Raw genomic sequence first — 17,457 nt, 5'->3', positions numbered from 1 at the left:
CCCGCCCCCGCCAGACGCTCGACTGGGCAACCCCAGCCGAACGCCTGGACCACCTCATCGCTACCTAACGATTGCACTCACCCCTTGACCCCAAGGACGACACGCGCGGACATCCCCATGATCAACGCGCCGGGTTGGGGTGGGTGGGGTGGAGGATGGCGGGATGGGACGGGCAACTGATCGGCGCGGCGTACTTCGGATCGACCTGGACGCTGCGACCGCCGGTCGCGGGTCCATCCGTCGGCCGGACACGCTGGCGGTGGAGGAGCCGCTGGAGATTCGGGTCGGCGCCGCCGGCCCCGGCCGGCGACAGCCCCTCGCCGTGACCATGCGTACCCCCGGCGACGACCTGGACCTGGCCATCGGGTTCCTCCTGACCGAAGGGCTGATCCGGTCGACCGACGACGTGTTGACCGCACAGCTCTGCGCTGGCGCGGAGACGCCGAACACGTACAACGTGGTGGACGTGGTGCTCGCCCCCGGCGTGCCGGAACCGACCACCGACCCGTCCCGGAACTTCTACACGACCAGTTCCTGCGGAGTCTGCGGCAAGGCCAGCATCGACGCGATCCGCACCCGGTCACAGTTCCCGGTCTCCGCCGATCCGCTCAGCGTGTCGGCCACGCTCCTCGCCGACCTGCCCGACCGACTTCGCGCCGCCCAGCGTGGCTTCGACCGGACCGGCGGGCTGCACGCGGCGGGCCTGTTCACCCCCGGCGGAGAGCTGGTGGTGCTGCGGGAGGACGTGGGCCGGCACAACGCGGTGGACAAGGTGATCGGCTGGGCCGTGCGGGAACGTCGACTGCCACTGGCTGGACACCTGCTGCTGGTCTCCGGCCGGGCCAGCTTCGAGCTGACCCAGAAGGCGTGGATGGCCGGGTTGCCGCTGCTGGCGGCGGTGTCCGCCCCGAGCACACTCGCCGCCGAACTGGCCGACGAGGCCGGGATGACGCTCGTCGGTTTCCTGCGCGGCCGGACCATGAACGTCTACACCGGCCCACACCGCATCACGCTGGAGCAGCCGGCCTGACGCCTCCACCCGCGCCGATCTTGCACTTTCTGTCCGCCCACAGTGGCGACCGAGAGTGCAAGATCGGCGTTCCGGTCGGTGAGCTCACCGACCGATCCGGTCGATCAGGTCGAACAGGGCCAGCCGCGCGGCGGCGTCGCGAGCGATCAGGAAGCCGGCGATGCCGAGGATCCAACCCAACGCACCGCCCGCCTTCGAGACGATCCACGCGTTGAGGCGGGCCAGCACCGGCTCGACAAGCGCCGGGCGGGCCACCCTGGCACCCAGCAACACCACCGCTGGCAGCACCATGACCAGGCAGTATCCGGCGAGCAGCGCCACCACGGCCACCGCGCCCACCCCCGAGGTCGCCAACAGACCCACCGCGCCGAGGTACGGGAGCATCGTCGCCACCTCGGCGAGCGCGGCGAGTAGCGCCAGCCCGACCAGCCAGCGGGCCGAGGAGTCGCCGGCGGTGGCCCGGTCCCGCCACCGCAGCACTCCACCGGTACGGGGGCGCCGCTTGCCGTCGTAGCGGAAGCTGAGCGCCAGCATCGCGACGCCCAGCACGAGTTGCGCCCAGAGGACAGCCCGGTTGTCCAGAGCACCGCCCAGCGCATCGCCCAACCTGCTGCCGCCCCACACCAGCAGCAGCCCCACCGCGAGATAGAACGCCGCGACGGTGGCGAGGTAGCCCAGGATCCGGCGGGCGTTGACCGGCCCGGGGGCGAGCAACAGCCAGACCGGGATGAAGAGGGTGCCGATGCTGGTGCTGTCCACCAACGCCAGCCCGGCCAGCGAGAGCAGCAGTTCGGGGGTCACCCGACCATTGTCGGCCGGCTCGCGCCCCGCCGAGTCGGCCGCGATCAGGAGAAACGCGTACATCCTTCGACGGAGGGCTGCGCACGGACGCGCACGGGGCGATCGCCCTCGGGGGACGAGTGATGAGCGGCGCGGCGGGCTGTCGCAGGCTCGCCCTGGCACGCACTCGCCCATGATCGACTCGGGTTTGCTGATACCGCGGTGTCCTGGTGGCGGGGACACCCCGACTTTCAGGAAACCGGGTCGATCATTGATCAATCGACAGACCGCCGGCTGTGCGGCGACGATCTCGACGGCCCCGCGGCGTCTCTCCGGGCGCGGTCGAGCACCCATCCAAGGAACCGTTCGGCGTACACCGCGGGCTTGGGATCTAGACCCAGCTTGAACGCATCCGTCAGCGCCTCCACGGCAAGCGTGTGCAGCAGCAGCGCGAGGCCGTCAAAATCGCGTTCCCACCGTCGCAGCAGCGCCAGCCGCGCGGGAGAGCACGGCCAGGGGGCGCCGCATGTCGTACAGCGCCAGTGCGGGTGACCGGGGTAGTGCGGCCGCGGGATCATCCGACGCGCAGTGGGGTGCGGACGACGGGCCGGCGGGCGATCGGCCTCGTTGGCGCGGGGTTCGGGGGCTCGCTCACGACGCGCACGCCCTCGCGCCGGACGTACAGTTCGCGTCTCGCCCGCGCGTCGCCCGTCGGACTCAGCTCGTAGCCGTCGACCCAGACCCACCCGTCGTACGTGATCCAATCCAACTCGCGAATGATGCGCACACGAATCGGGCGCATGAATTGGACGCTCGCGGCGGTGGTCAGCTCGATGATTTGACCCGCCCGCATCTTCCCGGTCATCGCGGCACCGAACGGCAGTCAAGGACACGGTTGGCGCGTAAGTCTGGGCGCGGCGGGGGCCATGGGGTTGGCGGGCACTGGACGGGTGTGGGTGCGGGTACGGGTTTCGGTGCGGGTCGATCCTCGGGCATGCCTTCCCCTCCCATTGATTAGGAGGGGCCGCCCCTGAGTGCTCGCCCACGGGGCGGCCCCGGGCTGACACCGCCGCCGGGCTGCGCCTCCACCAGCGGTGCCGCTTACCCGACACGGTTTCAGCGGGTGCAGGACGCCTATACCGTCCGTATGCGACCATCGAGGGACGTCTAGGAAAGGTCCCCTTGCGATGACGCGAAACGACGTCCTTGGACACGCCCTGAGATCGGCGGGTCTGACCGTTGCTGACCTCGCCGCGAAGTGCGATGTGGACGCCAAGACGGTGGAGCGGTGGATTAGCAGGGGTCGAGTCCCTCACCCCCGCTCCCGGATGCGGGCCGCCGGGGTGCTGGGTCAGGATGTAGAGGTGCTATGGCCCGAGGTCGTTCGCCGCGCAATCAAAGTTGGATCCGACCGTGAACTGGTCGGCGTGTACGCACGCCGCTCCGACCTTCCAAGTTCGCTGTTCCGAGAGTTGATCAACAGAGCGAGTACGCGGTTGTGGTTCGGCGGATACACGAGCTATTTCGTGTGGCTTGAGGTACCTAACGCCGCCGCCGCCCTCGGCGCGAAGGCCCAGGGCGGAGCCGATGTGCGCTTCCTCCTGGGTGACCCGCGAAGCGATGTCACCACCGCGCGGGAGCGGATCGAGGCGACTCCCCTCACGCTCGCGACCCGCATAGCGATGACACAAGCGGAGATCGCCAAGTCTCCGGAACCTCTTGCGGTCCGGCTGTCAGAACGACACGTTGCCATGTCTGTCTGGATCTTCGATGACGAGGCGATCGTGGCAACACACATCGGCGCGGGGCTCGGGCAGGACTCAGTGACGATGCATCTCCGACGCAGGGAGTCCGGCGGCCCGTTCGATCGTTACGTGGAGCACTTCGAGTCCCTGTGGGACGCCGCCGGGGCGGCGTAGCTGCGCTGATGGCTAGCCCGGTCGCTCCCTGACCCGTGATCGACTCGGGTTTGCTGATACCGCGGTGTCCCGGTGGCGGGGATGCCCCGACTTTCAGGAAACCGAGTCGATCAACTTCCGAGGTGCCGGGCCGGACGACCCCGACGCGCCGAGCCGGACGGCTCCCGTGCCGGGCCGGGCGGCGACCGGGAACCGGCTGGTCAGCGGCGGCGACGTCGCCTTCTCTTGCGGGGGCGGATGACCCCGGGCATGCCCTCCGACGGCCAACCGTCCAGCTCGGATGGGGGCACACCGCGCCGGAGCATGTCGTCCAACAGCACGGCGAGCGAGTAGTGGGGGTGCAGGCTCAGCGTGCGCTCCAGTGCCACCGCCGCCAACGCCCCCTGCCCTGCGCGCCAGGCCGCGAACGCCAGCAACGCACCTGGGGCGGCGACCAACTCCGGCTCGGCTCGGCGCAGCACGTCGGTCCAGAGGGCGATGTCCCGGTCTCGGCCGTCGGTGCGTTCCCAGGCGTGATCCCGGACCGGCAGGTGGGTCATCAGCAGGCTCAGCCAGGCCACCTCGTCGTCGTCGAGCCGCTCACCGCGACGCTGTCGACGCTGGGCCTCGCGGACCGCTTCGAGCCCGGCGGTGCCCACCGCCCGACTGCCGAGCAGGTCACTCTCGGCCGCCTGTTTGAGCACCTCGGTCAGGCGCAGGCGGGCGCGGGCGGTGGCCGCACGCGCGGCGTCCCGGGCCGGCCCGTCCACCGGTGCCACCTGCGCCACCAGGGCGGCCCGGTCGGGGAGCGCGACCTGGCCGGCGAAGACCGCCGCGGCGGTCACCGGATTGGCGGCCGGGTCGTAGTGTCGGCCCTCGGGTGGGCAGCAGTCGGGCTCGGTGCAGAGGTAGGACCACCACCGGTCTCCGGTCACCCGCAGCGCGTCGAGCACCTCCATCCCGCCGGCGCTCAGTGCGGCGCGCACCGCGTCGACGGCCGGTGTCACCCGATCGGATGGCCCGTAGCCGACCACGGTGGCGGCCTCCGCACCCTGCCGGCGGATCACTCCGGCCAGGTGCCGGGCCCGCTCGACCAGGTCGGTCGACGGGTCGGGCAGGTCCGCGCGGGCGGCGAAGATGATCTGCCGGCCGAGCATCGCGACCGCGACCACGCTGTCGGCGGGGTGGAAGCCGAGCAGGTACGGTACGGCGGCGATCAGGTCGGCGGGCGAGCGGACGGCGAGCTGGGGGCGGTCGGTCGAGGCCATGTCGGAAGCCTGCGGCGGGCCTGCCCGGCTCAACAGCCCCTGTGGATGACACGCGGTTTATCCACAGTTGCGGAACGTGTTTCCGCTGCTCGCTGCGTTTCACGGGTGCCGAAAGAGGCCCGATGTCCTCGGGCGACACCGTGGTGTCACAGGAAGCGGTTACCGTGCGCTGATGGACCTGGCGTACCTGCGCGCGCACCCGGCACACCTGCCGACCTTCCGGACCCATCAGCGGATCCGGGAGACGCCGGTCGCCGGTGGGCACATCTGCGCCGCCGCCCGGCTCACCCTGGAGGACGGCCACTCGGTCTTCGCCAAGTCCTGGCCCGAGGGGGCGGGCCAACCGGCCCCGGCGGGTTTCTTCGCCGCCGAGGCGGCCGGGTTGCGCTGGCTGCGGGAGGCCGGGGCGGTCGCCGTACCCGAGGTGATCGTGGCGTTGCCTGACCTGCTGGCGCTCGACTGGGTCGAGCCCGGCGAGCCGACGCCGGAGGCCGCGGCACGCTTCGGCCGGGAGTTGGCCAACCTGCACCGGGCGGGGTCAGCGACCTTCGGGGCGACCTGGCCGGGGTTCATCGGGTCGCTCCCCCAGGACAACACCCCCACCGACGGGCCGTGGTCGACGTGGTTCGCCGAGCGGCGCCTCTTTCCCTACCTGCGGCGCTCGGTCGACGGTGGCGCCCTGACCAGCGCCGACGCCCGGCTGGTCGAGCAGGTGATCGGTCGGCTCGGTGAGTTCGGCGGTGACGAGCCGCCCGCTCGCATCCACGGCGACCTGTGGCCGGGCAACGTGCTGTGGGGCGCCGACGACCGGGCCTGGCTGATCGACCCGGCGGCGCACGGCGGGCACCGGGAGACGGATCTGGCCCAGCTCGCGCTCTTAGGCGGCATCCCCCACCTGGGTCGGGTGCTGGCCGCCTACCGGGAGAGTTGGCCGTTGCCGGACGGCTGGCGCGACCGGGTGCCACTGCATCAACTGCATCTGCTGCTCGTGCACACCGCGCTCTTCGGTGGCGGTTACCGGGACGCGGTCCTTCAGGCCGCCCGCGCCGTCCCGGCCCGGGTCGAACGCGCTACGGTCGACAGGTGAGCGTCACCCCGGGGGCCGATGGCGTCCTCGTCGACCGGTACGGCCGCGTCGCCCGTGACCTGCGTGTGTCCCTCACCGACAAGTGCAACCTGCGCTGCACCTACTGCATGCCGGCGGAGGGGTTGCCCTGGCTGGCCGGCCCCGACCTACTGACCGACGAGGAGATCGTCCGGCTGGTCCGGGTGGCCGTCGAGCGGCTCGGTGTGACCGAGGTGCGGTTCACCGGCGGTGAGCCGCTGATCCGGCCCGGGCTGGTCGGCATCGTGAGCGCGGTTGCCGCGTTGCGGCCCCGCCCCCGGGTCTCGCTGACCACCAACGGCATCGGGCTGGACCGACTGGCTCCGGCGTTGCGTACGGCCGGCCTGGACCGGGTGAACGTCTCACTCGACACTCTGGACCCGGGCCGGTTCACCCAGCTCACCCGCCGCCCCCGCCTCGACGCGGTGCTGGCCGGGCTCGCCGGGGCGGCCGCCGCCGGGCTCAGCCCTGTAAAAATCAATTCTGTGCTGATGCGCGGTGTCAACGAGGACGAGGCGCCGGCCCTGCTCCGCTTCGCCGTCGAGCACGACTACCAACTGCGGATCATCGAGCAGATGCCGTTGGACGCCCAACACGGCTGGGACCGCGACACCATGGTCACCGCGGAGGAGATCCTGACCTCCCTGCGTACCGTCTTCGAGTTGAGCCCCGACCCCACCGAGCGCGGCGCGGCACCGGCGGAGACCTGGCTGGTCGACGGAGGTCCCGCCCGGGTCGGCGTGATCGCCAGCGTCACCCGACCGTTCTGCGGTGACTGCGACCGCACCCGGCTCACGGCGGACGGCCAGGTCCGTGCCTGTCTCTTCGCCACCGAGGAGTCCGACCTGCGCGCGGCGCTGCGCACCGGCGCGGACGACGACGAGTTGGCCCGACGCTGGCGCACCGCGATGTGGGGCAAGCGCGCCGGGCACGGCATCGACGACCCGACCTTCCTCCAGCCGACCCGGCCGATGTCCGCGATCGGGGGTTGAGGCGTGGCTCCGACACGATTGACCGTCCGCTACTTCGCGGGTGCCCGCGCCGCTGCCGGGCACGCCGAGGAGGTCCTGCCCGCCGGCCGGTCGCTGGACGACCTCACCGCCGAGCTGGTGCGGCGACACGGTGATCGACTCGCCGCCGTGCTGCGAGTGGCGAGTTTTCTGGTGGATGGCGTCACCTGTCATGATCGTGAAGCGCCCCTGCCGGCCGGGGCCACGATCGACGTTCTGCCCCCGTTCGCGGGCGGCTGAGGAGGCGCACATGTTGGCGGTTCTGGGGTTCGTGGCCGTCCTGGCGCTGACCACCGGTCTCATCCACCTCTACCTGTGGAAGCGACTCGTTCGGGACACCACAGGTCCGGGCCGCTGGCGGCGGGTCGGCGGGATCGCCGCACTGGTGCTGGCGCTGCTCGTGCCGGCCACCCTCATCGGGACGCAGGCCGGGCTCTACTGGCTCGCCTGGCCGGGCTACCTGTGGCTCGCCGTGATGTTCTACCTGCTCGTCGTGCTTGTCGTGCTCGAAGTGCCAATGCTCGTCACCCGGCTGGTGCTGCGCCGCCGGCTCGCCGCCGCCGAGCCGACCACCGCCGCACCCGAGCCGGTGCTCGTCCCCAGCGCCGAGCCGACCACCACCGCGCCGACCACCGCCGCACCCGAGCCGGTGCTGGTGGGCGCGGCCGGGCCGCCCGAGCCGCCGGCCGCCGGTGCCGTCACGGCCGCGGACCACGACCCGGGCCGCCGGCTGCTGCTGGCCCGTGGGGCGGCCATCTTCGCCGGTCTCACCGCCACCGGCATCACCGGGTACGGCGTTCGCACCGCCCTCGGCCCACCACGACTCGACCGGGTGCAGATCCCCCTCGCCAAGCTCCCCCGCAGCATGGACGGCCTGCGCATCGCGACCGTCTCGGACATCCACCTCGGCCCGTTGCGCGGCCGGGCGCACACCGAGCGGATCGTCGCCGCGATCAACCGGCTCGACGCCGATCTGGTCGCGGTGGTCGGAGACCTGGTCGACGGCTCGGTCGCCGAGCTCGGCTCGGCCGCCGCGCCCCTTCGCGACCTGCGCTCCCGCTACGGCAACTTCTTCGTCACCGGTAACCACGAGTACTACTCCGGCGTGGAGGAGTGGGTCCAGGAGGTCGACCGGCTCGGCCTGCGGGTGCTGCAGAACCAGCGGCAGGAGATCCGGGCCCGGGGCGGCGTGCTCGACCTGGCCGGCGTGAACGACCTGGACGCCACGGGCACCACCGGCCTCGCCGCCGGGCCCGACTTCGCCGCCGCCCTCGGTGACCGCGACCCGAGCCGTCCGGTGGTGCTGCTCGCCCATCAGCCGCTGGCGGCCGTCGAGGCGGCCCACTACGGCGTCGACCTGCAACTGTCCGGGCACACCCACGGTGGTCAGGTAGTGCCGTTCAACCTGGTCGTCCGGCTGGCGCAGCCGGTGGTCAGCGGCCTCGGCGAGGTCGACGGCACCAAGGTCTACGTGACGAACGGCGCCGGCTTCTGGGGGCCGCCGGTCCGGGTCGGTGCGGAGCCGCAGATCAGTCTTGTGGAGTTGCGCTCGGCATAGCGGACGTCACGTCCGCGCGTGGCGGCAGGCGGCCGGCGCGGCGGGCGTGACAGGATGCGGCGTGCCCCCGTTCAGTGCCGTACCCTCCGGTGGCCTCTCGCCATTCGTCGCGGACCTGCACATCCACTCGAAATACTCGCGCGCGTGCAGCCGTGACCTCACCCTGCCGACCCTCGGGTGGTGGGCGCGTCGCAAGGGCATCGGTCTGCTCGGCACCGGCGACTTCACCCACCCCGCCTGGTACGACCACCTGCGGGAGACCCTGCGTCCGGCGGAACCGGGGCTGTACCGGCTCGACGCCGAGGCGGAACGGGACATCGCCCGCCGGCTGCCGCCGCGACTCGCCTCGACGGCGGAGGCGGACCCGGTCCGGTTCATGCTGAGCGTGGAGATCTCCACGATCTACAAGCGGGACGACCGGACCCGCAAGGTGCATCACCTGGTCTACCTGCCGGATCTCGACGCGGTGGCCCGGTTCAACACCGCCCTCGGCCGGATCGGCAACCTCGGCTCGGACGGCCGGCCGATCCTCGGTCTGGACTCCCGCGACCTGCTGGAGATCACCCTGGAGGCCAGCCCGGACGGCTACCTGGTCCCGGCGCACATCTGGACGCCGTGGTTCTCCGCGCTGGGCTCGAAATCCGGCTTCGACGCGATCGCGGACTGCTACGCCGACCTTGCCGACCACATCTTCGCCGTGGAGACCGGCCTCTCCTCCGACCCGGCGATGAACTGGCGGGTCGGCAGCCTGGACGGCTACCAACTGGTCTCCAACTCGGACGCGCACTCGCCGCCGGCCCTGGGCCGGGAGGCGACAGTGCTGACCAGCGAACGGGACTACTTCGCCGTCCGGGAGGCGCTGCGGACCGGTGACGGTCTGGCCGGCACCATCGAGTTCTTCCCGGAGGAGGGCAAGTACCACGCGGACGGGCACCGGCTCTGCGGGGTCAACTGGTCCCCGGAGCGGACCCGGGCCGCCGGAGGGCGCTGCCCCGAGTGCGGCAAGCCACTCACCGTGGGCGTCCTCAGCCGGATCGAGGAGCTGGCCGACCGCCCGGCGGGGCACCGGCCGGCACAGGCTCGGGACGTCACCCACCTCGTCCCGCTGGCCGAGATCCTCGGCGAGATCAACAAGGTGGGCGCCCGGTCGAAGAAGGTCGAGGGGCGACTCAACGAGCTGGTCGCCGCGCTCGGCCCGGAGCTGGAAATCCTGACCACGACGCCGCTGGCCGACATCGCGCAGGCCGGCGGTGAGCTGCTCGCGGAGGGCATCGGTCGGCTGCGCCGAGGCGAGGTGCGTCGGGTGCCGGGCTACGACGGCGAGTACGGGGTGATCACGCTCTTCGACCCGGCGGAGGTGGGCGCCAGCTCCGGCGCGGCACAGGAGACGCTTTTCGACGTACCGGTGCCGGCGCAGCGTCGACCGGCGGAGCCGGCGGCCCGCCCGACGGCCAAGCGCCCGGCGGCGGCAAAGGCGGAGCCGAAGCGTAAGCCGGCCCCGGCTCCCGCACCGCCGATCGCGTCGCCGCCGTCCCCCCACGAGCCGTTCGAGCCGATGCTCTCCGGCATGGAGGAGGTCGGCACCGGCCTGCTGGACCGGCTGGACGCGATGCAGCGGGTGGCCGCCTCCGCACCCGGCGGGCCGCTGCTGATCGTGGCCGGGCCGGGCACCGGCAAGACCAGGACGCTCACGCACCGGATCGCGTACCTCTGCGCGGAGCTGAACGTCTTTCCCGAGCACTGCCTCGCGATCACGTTCACCCGTCGGGCCGCCGAGGAGCTGCGACACCGCCTCGACGGCCTGCTCGGCCCGGTCGCCGAGGACGTCACAGTGGGCACGTTCCACGCGCTGGGCCTGACCATCCTGCGCGAGAACGCCGACACGGCGGGCCTGCCCGCCGACTTCCGCATCGCCGACGACGCCGAGCGGGCGGCGGCCCGGTCCGAGGCCGGCGACGACGTCGCCAGCTATACGACGCTGCTGCGCAAGCAGGACCTGGTCGACCTGGACGAGCTGGTCACCCTGCCGGTGGAGCTGCTGCGGGCCGACCGGAAGCTGGTCGAGCGCTACCGGGACCGCTGGCGCTGGATCTTCGTCGACGAGTACCAGGACGTCGACGAGGTGCAGTACGAGCTGCTGCGGCTGCTCAGCCCGGCGGACGGCAACCTCTGCGCGATCGGCGACCCGGACCAGGCGATCTACTCGTTCCGGGGTGCCGACGTCGGCTACTTCCTGCGCTTCTCCGAGGACTTCACGGACGCCCGGTTGGTCCGGCTCAACCGCAACTACCGCTCGTCGGCGCCGATCCTGGCCGCCGCCGTGCAGGCCATCGCACCGTCCTCGCTGGTCCGTGGCCGGCGGCTGGATCCGGCCCGACTCGACCCGGAGGCCCCGCTGGTCGGGCGCTACCCGGCGGCATCGGTCGCCGAGGAGGCCGACTTCGTGGTGCGCACGGTCGACGAGCTGGTCGGCGGGCTGTCCCACCGTTCGCTGGACTCGGGCCGGATCGACGGCCGGTCCACCTCGCTGTCGTTCTCCGACATCGCCGTGCTGTACCGCACCGACGCGCAGGCCGCACCCATCGTCGACGCGCTGGCCCGTGCCAACATCCCGGTGCAGAAGCGGTCCCACGACCGGCTGCGGGACCGGCCCGGGGTGGCGGCCATCGCCCGCGAGTTGCGGCACGCGGACGGGTTGGCCGGCTCGCTGGCGGCCCGGGTCCGGTTGGCCGGCCAGGTGGTCGCCGAGCGGTTCGCGGTGCCCACCCTGGACGGCACCGGCACGGTACGCCCCGAGGCCGTCCGCTCGGCGGTGGACCTGCTGACCCCGCTGGCCCGGCGCTGCGGGGACGACCTGGAGGCGTTCCTGTCGCAACTGGCCACCGGCGCGGAGGTGGACGCGCTCGACCCGCGCGCGGAGGCGGTCACGCTGCTCACCCTGCACGCCGCGAAGGGCCTGGAGTTTCCGGTGGTCTTCCTGGTCGGTGTGGAGGACGGGTTGCTGCCGCTGCGGTGGCCGGGCTCGACGCCCGACGAGGACGCGGTCGCCGAGGAGCGCCGACTCTTCTTCGTCGGGTTGACCCGCGCCCAGGACCGGCTGTACATCAGTCACGCCGCCCGCCGCACCCGGCACGGCGCGGAACGAGACTGTGCCCCGTCACCGTTCCTGGGCGTGATCGATCCGGGCCTGTTCGAGCGGTTCGGCGAGGCCGAGCCGCGCCGTCCGAAGGACCGCCAACTCCGGTTGATCTGAGCGGCCGGCGGCACGCGTGCCGACGGCGTGGCGCGTCCGGGCCGAACGACCGCACGTCATCCGGCGAGGGTCAGCCGACGAGCATGCCGAGCCACGCGCCGACGAGCAGCGCCGGCCCGAGCGGCAGCAGGGTGTCCCGACGTACTCGCCCTGCGACGAGCAGGCCCAGGACCAGCCCGCCGTGCAGCACGTGTGGCAGGAGCAGCCCGGCGAGCAGCGCGTCCCGACCCAGCCAGCCGAGTGGCAGCCCGAGGACGGCGGCGAGTTTCACGTCTCCGAAGCCCAACCGGGATCCCGGCAGCAGGGCCAGCAGCGCGTGTGCTGCGCCGGCGACCGCCGCGCCGGCCAGCGCACCGACCAGCCGCCCGGGCGTGCCGGCCAGCAGCGCCGCCGCGGTCAGACCACCGAGGGCCAGCGTGCCGGCGACGCCGACGAGCGGGTCGGGCAGCCGCAGGCAGGTCAGGTCGACAGCGGCCAGCACCAGCCCGACCGCCGCCACCGCGAGCAGGACCGGCAGCGCCGGGTCGCCACGCTGTGCGACGGCAAGCCCCACGAACACCACCACCGCCAGCGGCGGACCGAGCCAGACCCACGGACCACGCCGAGGCCGCGGCCGGGTCGGCAGGGTGGTGAAGCGCCGGGCCAGCCAGGGTACGACGACACCGACCAACCCACCGAGCACCGCCACCCCCAACAGCGCGGCGGCCGACATGGACCGGACGTTACCGGCGGTCGCCCGTCCACACGGTCCCCGATCGCGGGTTCCCGCCGATCCCGCTCGGTGGAGATGAGCTCACCAGTGGACCACGCTACGGTGGCGTCGGAGTCGGCGTCGCGTATCGGTGATCGCACTCCCACCACTCGTGCAGGAGGGCGGCATGACGAACTACGGACCACCCGGGGGCGGCTACCCGGGACCGTGGCGGGGACAGCGACCGGACGAGACGCCCGACCCGCCGGCACAGCAGCCCTATCCGCCAGCGCAACAGCCGTACCCACCGGCACCGCAGCCCCACCCCCCGGCGCGGCAGCAGTATCCGCCGACGCACCAGCCCGGCCCGTCGCCGCAACAGCCGTATCCGTCGCCGCAACAGTCCTACCCGCCGGCACCGCAGCCGTATCCACCGGCGCAGCAGCAGTATCCGCCGGCGCAGCAGTCCTACCCGCCGGCACAGCAGTCCTACCCGCCGGCGCACCAGCCCTATTCACCGGCGGCCCCGCCGTACCCGCAGGCACCCCAGGGACCATCCGCGCCCTACGGCGGCGACCCCACACCGGCACCGCGCCGACGCGGCCGGGGGCTGCTGATCGCGCTGCTGGCCGTCGTGCTGCTGGTGGCGGCCGTCGGCGGTGTGTTCTGGCTCCGACGCGGGCAGGACGACCCGGCTCCGGTGGCCGCGCCAACCGACTCGCCCGCCACCGCCGAACCCAGCGCGGACGCCGACGCGACCGAGCCCGTACCGAGCGCCGCGGCCCCGGAGTCGTCGGCCGATCCTCGGTTCGCCAAGGTTGGCCAGTGCGTCCGCAATGACGCCGCCGCGGGCGCCAAGCCCAAACTGTTGATCAGCGAGTGCGTTGCGAAGTCGTACGAGGTGTTGAGTCGGATCGACGGTGCGACAAGCGGTGAGCGCGATGCCGAGACCAAGTGCGGCAAGGTCCAGGGTTACACCAACTGGTACTTCTTCGACAGCGAGCTGGACACTCTCGACTTCGTCCTCTGTCTCAAGCAACGCTGAGACCACCCACCCCCAGGGATGACATGACGACCTACGGACCAGCGGGCCCCGAGCAGCCGGACGACCCGCACCATCGCCCGCCCGCCGAGGATCCGACCAGGCAGCAGTGGGGCCCGCCGCCACCCGACGCGGAGCCGCCAACCGTACCGATGTGGGCGCCGGCCCAGCCGGAGCCGCCGGCCCAGCCGGAGCCGCCGGCCCAACCCGAGCCGCCGGCCCAACCCGAGCCGCCAACCGCACCGATGTGGGCGCCGCCGCCGGTCTCCGGCCCGGGTCACCCGCCGGCATCAGACTCGGGTTACCCGCCCGCCTCAGACCCGGGATACCCGCCGGTCCCGGGGCCGGGTTACCCGCCGCCCTCAGGGCCGGGTTACCCACCAGCCTCGGGCCCGGGCTATCCGCCGCCCTCAGGGCCGGGTTACCCACCGCCCGGGCCGTTTCCGCCGGCCGGACCGGTGCCGGGTCAGCCGCCCGCACCGTGGGGGCAGCCGCCGCCCGGCGGCTACGGCATGCCGCCCGTCGCGCCGGTGAAGAGGACCGGCCGCAAAGTCGCCCTCATCATCGCGCTGGTGGTGGTGCTCCTGCTCTGCCCGTGCCTGGGCCTGGCCGGTTGGGCGATCTGGAGGGTCGCCGACGCCGGCAACGACGGCCGTACGCCGTCGACGAGCGCCCCGGTCGTCCCGCCGGTCCTGCCCAGCGACGTGCCGAGTTCGGCCCCGCCGACGCCGGACGAGGACGAGGACGAGTTCGCCACGGGCGACTGCCTGGTGAACGAGGGCACCGAGGACGCCGCGGAGCTGCGCAAGGTGCCGTGCGGGCCGAACACCTACCAGGTGCTGCTGCGGATCCCGGCGACCACCGACTCGGCCCGGTGTGACGCGCTGCCACCCCCGATAAGCGCGACCTACGTGCACGACAACGCCGTGGACCTGCTCGACTACGTGCTCTGTCTGCGGAAGCGGTAGCTCCGATTGCCAAAACTAGGGCTGTCTAGCGTGGACGCTAGACAGCCCTAGTTTCTTGTCGACGGTTCCTTGACCTCGTCGACGGCCCCGACACGCCGATAGCCCCATCTATCCGTGTCTAGGCTCGCAGCTAGACGGCCCGATATTCTGCGATGCGTGGATCCGGTCCGCAATCCGTACGCGCCGGGCGCCGGCCAGCGCCCGCCCGAGCTCGCCGGGCGGGGGCGGGAGCTGGACGTCTTCGACATCGTGCTCGAACGCATCGCACGAGGGCGACCCGAACGCAGCCTGATGCTCACCGGCCTGCGGGGCGTCGGCAAGACGGTCCTGCTCAACACCCTCCGATCGCAGGCAATCAACCGGCTCTGGGGCAGCGGCAAGATCGAGGCTCGCCCGGACCAGTCGTTGCGTCGTCCGATCGCCGCCGCGCTGCACATGGCGGTCCGGGAGCTCGCCCCCCGGCACCGCGCGCCCGACCGGATCGACGCGTTTCTCGGCGTTCTCAAGGCGTTCGCCCAGCGGTCCGCCCCGACCGGCCGGGCCGGTGCCGCGCCGAAGCTGCGCGACAGGTGGCAGCCCGGCATCGACGTGCCGGCGGCCAGCGGCCGGGCCGACTCCGGCGACATCGAGATCGACCTGGTCGAGTTGCTCAGTGACGCCGCAGCGGTGGCCAGTGATGTCGGCACCGGCATCGCCATCTTCATCGACGAGATGCAGGATCTCGGCCCGGAGGACGTGTCGGCGCTCTGCGCGGCCTGCCACGAGCTGTCCCAGCTCGGCGCGCCGCTCATCGTCGTCGGCGCCGGCCTTCCGCACCTGCCGGCGGTGCTGAGCGCGGCCAAGTCGTACTCCGAACGGCTGTTCCGCTACCAACGCATCGACCGGCTGGACCGGATCGCCGCCGACCAGGCGCTCTGCGCGCCGGCCGAGCGCGAGGAGGTCGAGTACGAGCAGAAGGCACTCGACCTGCTCTACGAGAAGTCCGGCGGCTATCCCTACTTCGTCCAGGCGTACGGCAAGGCGACCTGGGACCACGCGCCGCGCTCGCCGATCACCGCGGCGGACGTGCGTGTCGCCGCGCCCGAGGCGGAGGCCGAGCTGGCGGTCGGGTTCTTCGGCTCCCGCTTCGAGCGAGCCACGCCCGCCGAGCGCGAGTACATGCGGGCGATGGCCATGATGTCCGCGGTCGAGGGGGAGCCGGGGGAGGTGACCCGAGACGACATGGATGCCGCGGTGCCCACCGCGGAGATCGCCCGCGCTCTCGGCCGCAAGCCCGCCAGCCTCTCCCCGGCACGGGACGCACTGATCAAGAAGGGCCTGATCTACTCCGGCGAGCGGGGCACCGTCGCCTTCACGGTCCCGCACTTCGGCAGGTACCTGCGCACCCAGCCGGCCTGACCACCGACCGGGGTGTCGACGCGGTCAGACCTTCGACCAGGGGGCCGGAAAGAGCACCTCGCCGCGGGGCGGGGGCTCTTCCTCGCTTGTCGACGGCGGCAGCACCAACGCCTGCCAGGGCTCCCCGAGACCCGCCCACGGGCCGGTCAGGCCCAGCTCGGTCGCGGGGCCGAAACCGAACCGGCGGTAGAAGGCCGGGTCACCGAGGACCACGACCAGCCGCTCACCCAGCTCGGTGGAGGCGTCCAGGGCCGCCTGCACCACCGCCGTGCCGTGCCCGACGCGCTGTCGGTGCGGCGCGACCGCCACCGGACCGAGCGCCAGGGCGGGCACGTCCGACCCCCGCTCGGGCCGCAGCCGCACCCGGGTGAGCAGCGCGTACCCGACCACCTCACCGCCGTACTCGGCGACCATCGCCAACTCCGGCAGCCAGGCGGCGGTGCCGCGCAACTCGTCGACCAGGCTCACCTCGGGCGGCGTCGCCACGTCCGGGCGGGCGAAGGCGGTGGCCAGCACGCGGCGTACCGGACCGGCGTCGGCCGCGTCCTCGGGGCGTAGCCGCAGCGTGGTCACCCGCGCGACGTTACCCGCCGGGGCCCGTCCATCCGTGACTGTCGTTCGAATCGGCGTGGCGCGCGTGTGCGAAGACCGATCCGGATCCGCCGGTTGCCGGGGTAGCAAACGCCGCGACGGGGTATGACTGATCCATGACGCCCGTACGCTCCCTCGCCCGCGCCATGTTGAGCGGCATCTTCGTGGTCAGCGGGTATCGCAACTTCCGCAACCCCGGCCGGCTCGCCGTGGCGGCCAAACCGGTGACCGACAGGGTCGCACCGATGCTGAAGAAGGCACACCCGAGCATTCCCACCGAGACCGAGGCGTTGATCCGGATCAACGCGGCGGTGCAGGTCGGCGCGGGGCTGATGCTGGCCACCGGGCGGTTCAGCCGGCCGGCGGCGCTGGTCCTGGCCGGCACGCTGGTGCCGGTGACCATCGCCGGTCATCCCTTCTGGAACAACGACGACCCGACCGCCAAGAACAACAACGAGATCCACGCGCTGAAGAACCTCGGGCTCTTCGGCGGTCTCCTGTTCGCCGCGGCCGACACCGGCGGCAAGCCGGGTCTGCGGTGGCGCGCCGGTCATCGCATCGACCACTCTCGACGTTCCGTGCAGCGCGCCGTCCGCACCGCCCGACGCGAGGCCAGGATCGCCGCCCGGTCCGCGTCCACCGCACGTCGACTGCCCGGCTGACCTGCGTCGATGCCTCGCTGTGTCACCCCCACCCCCCGCTAAGGCCGCGAATTACCTGAACCACCCGGTAGGCGTTAACGCGGTGGAAATGTCAAAAACATGTGTGGGATCGGACACGGTCGCATAACGCGGGAGGCAGTTACGTGAGGCGCCGTTCTAGGCTCCCTGCAGGACCTGGACGGGTAGGACGACCTTGGTACGGG

General features: G+C 72.4%; 15 protein-coding genes and 1 pseudogene. 11 read left to right on the top strand and 5 right to left on the bottom strand.

The genetic code is table 11. From position 1 onward, the window contains the following. The first annotated feature begins 163 nt into the window (after positions 1-163). Positions 164-1,030: a formate dehydrogenase accessory sulfurtransferase FdhD gene (fdhD, locus tag AB0B14_RS16615; protein WP_357522897.1), complete on the top strand. Its 867-nt coding sequence runs from the start codon at positions 164-166 to the stop codon at positions 1,028-1,030. Between the two features lie 84 nt (positions 1,031-1,114). On the opposite strand, the gene AB0B14_RS16610 is transcribed toward fdhD, so the two are convergent. Further along, the gene (locus tag AB0B14_RS16610) at positions 1,115-1,831 is read right to left on the bottom strand and encodes a GAP family protein (protein WP_357522905.1); all 717 of its coding nucleotides are present in this window, start codon (positions 1,829-1,831) and stop codon (positions 1,115-1,117) included. Between the two features lie 553 nt (positions 1,832-2,384). After that, positions 2,385-2,675, bottom strand: a complete 291-nt coding sequence (locus tag AB0B14_RS16605) for a hypothetical protein (protein WP_357522896.1) — start codon at positions 2,673-2,675, stop codon at positions 2,385-2,387. 322 nt (positions 2,676-2,997) lie between these two features. On the opposite strand from AB0B14_RS16605, the gene AB0B14_RS16600 reads away from it, so the two are divergent. Beyond that, positions 2,998-3,729 carry an XRE family transcriptional regulator gene (locus AB0B14_RS16600; RefSeq protein WP_357065991.1) on the top strand — a complete coding sequence of 244 codons (732 nt, stop codon included), beginning with the start codon at positions 2,998-3,000 and terminating at the stop codon, positions 3,727-3,729. A gap of 200 nt (positions 3,730-3,929) precedes the next feature. Here AB0B14_RS16600 and AB0B14_RS16595 read toward each other — a convergent pair whose 3' ends face one another. Further along, positions 3,930-4,976 (bottom strand): DUF4192 domain-containing protein, encoded by a 1,047-nt coding sequence (locus tag AB0B14_RS16595; RefSeq protein ID WP_357522895.1) that lies wholly within the window; start codon positions 4,974-4,976, stop codon positions 3,930-3,932. Positions 4,977-5,148: 172 nt separating this feature from the next. Here AB0B14_RS16595 and AB0B14_RS16590 point away from each other — a divergent pair, with 172 nt between their 5' ends. The 5 genes from AB0B14_RS16590 to AB0B14_RS16570 all read left to right on the top strand — a co-directional run bounded on the left by AB0B14_RS16590 (position 5,149) and on the right by AB0B14_RS16570 (position 11,902). Then, on the top strand, positions 5,149-6,063 hold the full coding sequence (locus AB0B14_RS16590; RefSeq protein WP_357522894.1) for a fructosamine kinase family protein: 915 nt from the start codon (positions 5,149-5,151) through the stop codon (positions 6,061-6,063). Continuing rightward, positions 6,060-7,073 (top strand): GTP 3',8-cyclase MoaA, encoded by a 1,014-nt coding sequence (gene moaA, locus AB0B14_RS16585; RefSeq protein WP_357066000.1) that lies wholly within the window; start codon positions 6,060-6,062, stop codon positions 7,071-7,073. The genes AB0B14_RS16590 and moaA overlap by 4 nt, the downstream gene beginning before the upstream one ends. A gap of 3 nt (positions 7,074-7,076) precedes the next feature. Continuing rightward, positions 7,077-7,331: a MoaD/ThiS family protein gene (locus tag AB0B14_RS16580; RefSeq protein ID WP_357066003.1), complete on the top strand. Its 255-nt coding sequence runs from the start codon at positions 7,077-7,079 to the stop codon at positions 7,329-7,331. Positions 7,332-7,341: 10 nt separating this feature from the next. Then, complete coding sequence (locus AB0B14_RS16575) at positions 7,342-8,649, top strand: metallophosphoesterase (protein WP_357066006.1); 1,308 nt, start codon at positions 7,342-7,344, stop codon at positions 8,647-8,649. Positions 8,650-8,710: 61 nt separating this feature from the next. After that, positions 8,711-11,902 (top strand): UvrD-helicase domain-containing protein, encoded by a 3,192-nt coding sequence (locus AB0B14_RS16570; protein ID WP_357522893.1) that lies wholly within the window; start codon positions 8,711-8,713, stop codon positions 11,900-11,902. A 70-nt stretch (positions 11,903-11,972) separates the two neighbouring features. Here AB0B14_RS16570 and AB0B14_RS16565 read toward each other — a convergent pair whose 3' ends face one another. Next, the gene (locus tag AB0B14_RS16565; RefSeq protein ID WP_357522892.1) at positions 11,973-12,614 is read right to left on the bottom strand and encodes a prepilin peptidase; all 642 of its coding nucleotides are present in this window, start codon (positions 12,612-12,614) and stop codon (positions 11,973-11,975) included. A gap of 532 nt (positions 12,615-13,146) precedes the next feature. On the opposite strand from AB0B14_RS16565, the pseudogene AB0B14_RS16560 reads away from it, so the two are divergent. The 3 genes and pseudogenes from AB0B14_RS16560 to AB0B14_RS16550 all read left to right on the top strand — a co-directional run. Next, positions 13,147-13,638 (top strand): annotated as a pseudogene (locus AB0B14_RS16560) (hypothetical protein); the annotation flags it as partial. A 509-nt stretch (positions 13,639-14,147) separates the two neighbouring features. After that, positions 14,148-14,603 carry a hypothetical protein gene (locus AB0B14_RS16555; protein WP_357066537.1) on the top strand — a complete coding sequence of 152 codons (456 nt, stop codon included), beginning with the start codon at positions 14,148-14,150 and terminating at the stop codon, positions 14,601-14,603. Positions 14,604-14,759: 156 nt separating this feature from the next. Continuing rightward, positions 14,760-16,001: an ATP-binding protein gene (locus tag AB0B14_RS16550; RefSeq protein ID WP_357066015.1), complete on the top strand. Its 1,242-nt coding sequence runs from the start codon at positions 14,760-14,762 to the stop codon at positions 15,999-16,001. Between the two features lie 24 nt (positions 16,002-16,025). On the opposite strand, the gene AB0B14_RS16545 is transcribed toward AB0B14_RS16550, so the two are convergent. After that, positions 16,026-16,574, bottom strand: coding sequence for an N-acetyltransferase (locus tag AB0B14_RS16545; protein WP_357066019.1), 549 nt, complete (start codon positions 16,572-16,574; stop codon positions 16,026-16,028). A gap of 134 nt (positions 16,575-16,708) precedes the next feature. Between AB0B14_RS16545 and AB0B14_RS16540 the strand changes: the two genes are divergently transcribed. After that, positions 16,709-17,254: a DoxX family protein gene (locus AB0B14_RS16540; protein WP_357066021.1), complete on the top strand. Its 546-nt coding sequence runs from the start codon at positions 16,709-16,711 to the stop codon at positions 17,252-17,254. Positions 17,255-17,457: the final 203 nt, after the last annotated feature.

The sequence above is a fragment of the Micromonospora sp. NPDC049171 genome (genome assembly GCF_040648275.1).
GTDB lineage: Bacteria > Actinomycetota > Actinomycetes > Mycobacteriales > Micromonosporaceae > Micromonospora.
This window is presented reverse-complemented; position numbering and strand designations above follow the sequence as displayed.

What these genes read in the sequence shown, in the direction of transcription:
- AB0B14_RS16565 (WP_357522892.1), bottom strand. Translation starts at nt 12,614, where the DNA reads ATGTCGGCCGCCGCGCTGTTGGGGGTGGCGGTGCTCGGTGGGTTGGTC.
- AB0B14_RS16600 (WP_357065991.1), top strand. Translation starts at nt 2,998, where the DNA reads ATGACGCGAAACGACGTCCTTGGACACGCCCTGAGATCGGCGGGTCTG.
- AB0B14_RS16575 (WP_357066006.1), top strand. Translation starts at nt 7,342, where the DNA reads ATGTTGGCGGTTCTGGGGTTCGTGGCCGTCCTGGCGCTGACCACCGGT.
- AB0B14_RS16605 (WP_357522896.1), bottom strand. Translation starts at nt 2,675, where the DNA reads ATGACCGGGAAGATGCGGGCGGGTCAAATCATCGAGCTGACCACCGCC.
- AB0B14_RS16590 (WP_357522894.1), top strand. Translation starts at nt 5,149, where the DNA reads ATGGACCTGGCGTACCTGCGCGCGCACCCGGCACACCTGCCGACCTTC.
- AB0B14_RS16595 (WP_357522895.1), bottom strand. Translation starts at nt 4,976, where the DNA reads ATGGCCTCGACCGACCGCCCCCAGCTCGCCGTCCGCTCGCCCGCCGAC.
- fdhD (WP_357522897.1), top strand. Translation starts at nt 164, where the DNA reads ATGGGACGGGCAACTGATCGGCGCGGCGTACTTCGGATCGACCTGGAC.
- AB0B14_RS16540 (WP_357066021.1), top strand. Translation starts at nt 16,709, where the DNA reads ATGACGCCCGTACGCTCCCTCGCCCGCGCCATGTTGAGCGGCATCTTC.
- AB0B14_RS16555 (WP_357066537.1), top strand. Translation starts at nt 14,148, where the DNA reads ATGCCGCCCGTCGCGCCGGTGAAGAGGACCGGCCGCAAAGTCGCCCTC.